The organism is Mesorhizobium sp. M7A.F.Ca.ET.027.03.2.1, assembly GCF_003999175.1.
Classification (GTDB): Bacteria; Pseudomonadota; Alphaproteobacteria; order Rhizobiales; family Rhizobiaceae; genus Mesorhizobium.
Window position 1 is genome coordinate 1 of record NZ_RZOM01000686.1, and the last position, 3377, is coordinate 3377.

Below are 3377 nucleotides of genomic sequence, written 5' to 3' on the forward strand. Positions count from 1 at the left end.
GCGCAGGCCGATGGTGGGGCCTTCGCCCTGCCGGCCGCGGATGATGCCGACGACGCCGGTCTTGCCGAGGCCGGTGACCACATCGTCACAGCCGAAGGCTTTCAGCTTCTCGGTGACGAAGGCAGCGGTCTTGAAGACGTCGAAGTTCAGTTCTGGCGTCTGGTGCAGATGCTGGCGCCAGCCGGCAACTTCGTCCTGCATTTCGGCGGCACGGTTCAGGATTGGCATGATGGTTCCATCTCGCTGTTGGGACAGGCGGGTGTCGTCCGCTGCCTTGCAATTGTGATCGCCAGGCACTTTGCCATCTTGGCGTCACATAGGGTAAATAGCACCGCAACGATGCGGTCCGGTTTTTGAGGGTCGGACCAATCATGCTGGCGATCGCGTAACGAAATCTTACGGAGCCAGGGGCGACTACGGCAAGAGGCGATTTCGGATTTGATCATGCGGTACAGGCATTTCCTCAAACTATTCTCGGTTGGCACAATCGCGCTGTCGGTCGTGGCCGGGCCGGCGCTGGCCAATCCGGTGGTCGTATTCGATCTCGGCAGCGGCAAGATCCTGCAGCATCAGGACGCGTTCAAGCGCTGGTATCCGGCATCGCTGAGCAAGCTGATGACCGCTTATGTCACCTTTCGGGCGATCGCCGCCGGCGAGGTTCAGCTTGATTCGCCGATCAAGGTGACCAAACACTCCGCCGCCGAGCCGCCAAGCAAGATGGGCTTCAAGCCGGGCTCGGTGATGCGGCTCGACAACGCGCTGAAGATGATGCTGGTCAAATCGGCCAACGACATCGCCATGGCGGTGGGCGAAAATGTCGGAGGTTCGCAGGCGGCCTTTGCCGACCGGATGAACGCCGAAGCGACCCGGCTCGGCATGAACGGCACGCATTTCGTCAATCCGAACGGGCTCTATTCGCCGGATCAGTACACGACGGCGCGCGACCTCGCCGTGCTGGTGATGGCGATCCGCCGCGAATTTCCGCAATATGCGCCGTGGTTCTCGATCGAAGGCCTTGCCGTCGGCAAGAAGGCTATCCCCAACTACAATCTCTTGATTGGTCGTTATCCCGGCGCCGATGGCATGAAGACCGGCTTTGTCTGCCCTTCCGGCTTCAACATGATCGGTTCGGCGACCCGCAACGGGCGCACGCTGGTCGCGGTGGTGCTTGGCGAGAAATCGGCGGTCACACGTGCCGAGACCGCGGCAAAACTGCTCGATCAGGGTTTTGACGCGCCTGCCGCCGGCTCGGCCACCGTCACCACGCTGGCGCCCTATGGCGACACGGTCTCGCCCAACGACATGAAGGACGAGGTCTGCAAGAAGAAGACGCCGCAGGAGCAGTCGGAGGCGCCGCCGGTCGTCGCCAAGGACGTGCCGAAATCGCCCTATCAGGAAAAGCTCGACCATGTGCCAACGCTGGTTGCCGTCGGCCTTGGCGGCGCCACCGGTCCGGCGCCGAAGGCCATCCTCGACCGGGGCGGTCAGGAATATGCCGATGTGCCGATCCCGAGCTGGCGGCCCGACAGGCCGGCACCGGCCGGCGCAGGCCCGAAGATTGCCGGCTCCGCCGCGCAGGGCGACCAGCCGGCCAAGGTTGCGAACTAGCCAATGGGCAGCGGCTTCCCGATCCCCGTCTCGGTGCTGACCGGCTTCCTCGGCGCCGGCAAGACGACGCTGCTCAACCGGCTGCTCAAGGATCCGGCGCTGGCCGACACGGCGGTGATCATCAACGAGTTCGGCGAGGTGGCGATCGACCATTTGCTGGTCGAGCAGTCTTCCGACGGCATCATCCAGCTTTCGGACGGCTGCCTGTGCTGCACGGTGCGCGGCGAACTGGTCGATACGCTGGCCGACCTGGTCGACCGGCTGCAGACCGGCCGCATCGCCCGTCTGGCCCGCGTCATCGTCGAGACCACCGGCCTTGCCGACCCGGCGCCGGTGCTGCAGTCGATCATGGCCCATCCGGCGCTGATCCAGGCCTTCCGGCTCGACGGCGTCATCACGCTGGTCGATGCCGTCAACGGCAACGCCACGCTCGACGCCCATGTCGAGGCGGTCAAGCAGGCTGCCGTCGCCGATCGCATCGTGCTCAGCAAAGCCGATCTGGTCGTCGATCCCAATGAGTTGGAAATGCTTCGGGCGCGCCTGCGGCAGATCAATCCGGGCGCCGAACTGCTCGATGCCGGCGACACGGGGACAGGCGTGGCGGCGCTGTTTGATTGCGGCCTCTACAACCCGGCAACCAAATCCGCCGATGTGCGGCGCTGGCTGGGCGAGGAAGCCGCTCATGATCATCACCATCATGATCATGATCACCATGATGGGCATGATCACGAACATGGCCATGACCACGGTCATCGCCACGATTCGCGGGTGCGTTCCTATTCGCTGGTGCATGACGGCCCGGTGCCGTTTTCGGCGATCGAGATGTTCCTCGACCTGCTGCGCTCGACACATGGCGAGCGCCTGCTGCGCATGAAGGGCGTCATCGAGCTCAGGGAAGACCCGTCGCGGCCTTTGGTGATCCATGGCGTGCAGAAGATCCTGCATCCGCCGGTGCAATTGCCGTCCTGGCCAGATGGCCAGCGCGGCACGCGGCTGGTGCTGATCACGCTCGATATGCCCGAAGATTATATCCGCAGGCTGTTCGCCGCCTTCACCAACCGGCCGTCGATCGACACGCCCGATCGCGCCGCGCTGGAAAACAACCCGCTGGCGATTGCCGGGCGGTAGCTCCCACGATTACGGCGCGCCGCGCTCGACCAGGAAGCGATGGCCGCCGGAGACCGCCGCCGTTTCAATCAACTGGTGGCCGCTCTCCGAACAGAATGCCGGAATGTCGATGACGGCGAGCGGGTCGGTGGTCTCCAGCCAGAGCCGGCTGCCCGGTTGCATCCCCGCCAGGCGCTTCTTGGCCTTGAGCACGGGCAAGGGGCAGTTCAGCCCCTTGAGGTCATAAATAGCGGCGCGGTCATCCACGGGCGAAATCAACCGCCGAACATGCCGAGCAGCTTGTTCTTCAGCTTCGTCACGCGGCTCTCGTCGGCATTCGCCGCTTGCGTCTCAGCCATCGGTGCCGCTTCCGAAGGGGCCGCGATGATCGCGGTGGCGACGGGGGCTTCCTTGGCGGCCTTTTCGGCCTCCTTTTCGGCCAAGGCCTGGGCCTTGGCGGCTTCCTTGGCTTGCTTGGCCGCCTCTATGGCAGCCAGCCTCTGCTCCTCGGCCTTCTGCTTGGCCGCCTTTTCGGCATCGAGGGCCGCCATCTTGCGGCCAGCGGGCGAATCGATGCGGCCCATGCGTGCGGTCTCGGTGACCGAGCCGTCATTGTTGAGCGACGGCGGATCGATCGGCACGCGTTCGCCGCGTGCGCGGCG

General features: G+C 64.6%; 3 protein-coding genes and 2 pseudogenes. 2 read left to right on the top strand and 3 right to left on the bottom strand.

Going from position 1 to position 3377, the window contains the following annotated elements; all coding sequences use genetic code 11:
• Positions 1-228, bottom strand: a pseudogene (locus EN750_RS24900) (amidohydrolase); the annotation flags it as partial.
• 216 nt (positions 229-444) lie between these two features.
• Here EN750_RS24900 and EN750_RS24905 point away from each other — a divergent pair.
• Positions 445-1608: a D-alanyl-D-alanine carboxypeptidase family protein gene (locus EN750_RS24905; RefSeq protein WP_127266676.1), complete on the top strand. Its 1164-nt coding sequence runs from the start codon at positions 445-447 to the stop codon at positions 1606-1608.
• A 3-nt stretch (positions 1609-1611) separates the two neighbouring features.
• Positions 1612-2736, top strand: a complete 1125-nt coding sequence (locus tag EN750_RS24910; RefSeq protein ID WP_127398047.1) for a GTP-binding protein — start codon at positions 1612-1614, stop codon at positions 2734-2736.
• A gap of 9 nt (positions 2737-2745) precedes the next feature.
• Here the strand turns inward: EN750_RS24910 and EN750_RS24915 are convergent, their stop codons facing one another.
• Both EN750_RS24915 and EN750_RS24920 read right to left on the bottom strand, forming a co-directional pair.
• The gene (locus EN750_RS24915; RefSeq protein ID WP_164761850.1) at positions 2746-2982 is read right to left on the bottom strand and encodes a sulfurtransferase TusA family protein; all 237 of its coding nucleotides are present in this window, start codon (positions 2980-2982) and stop codon (positions 2746-2748) included.
• A gap of 8 nt (positions 2983-2990) precedes the next feature.
• Positions 2991-3377: pseudogene (locus tag EN750_RS24920) on the bottom strand (hypothetical protein); the annotation flags it as partial.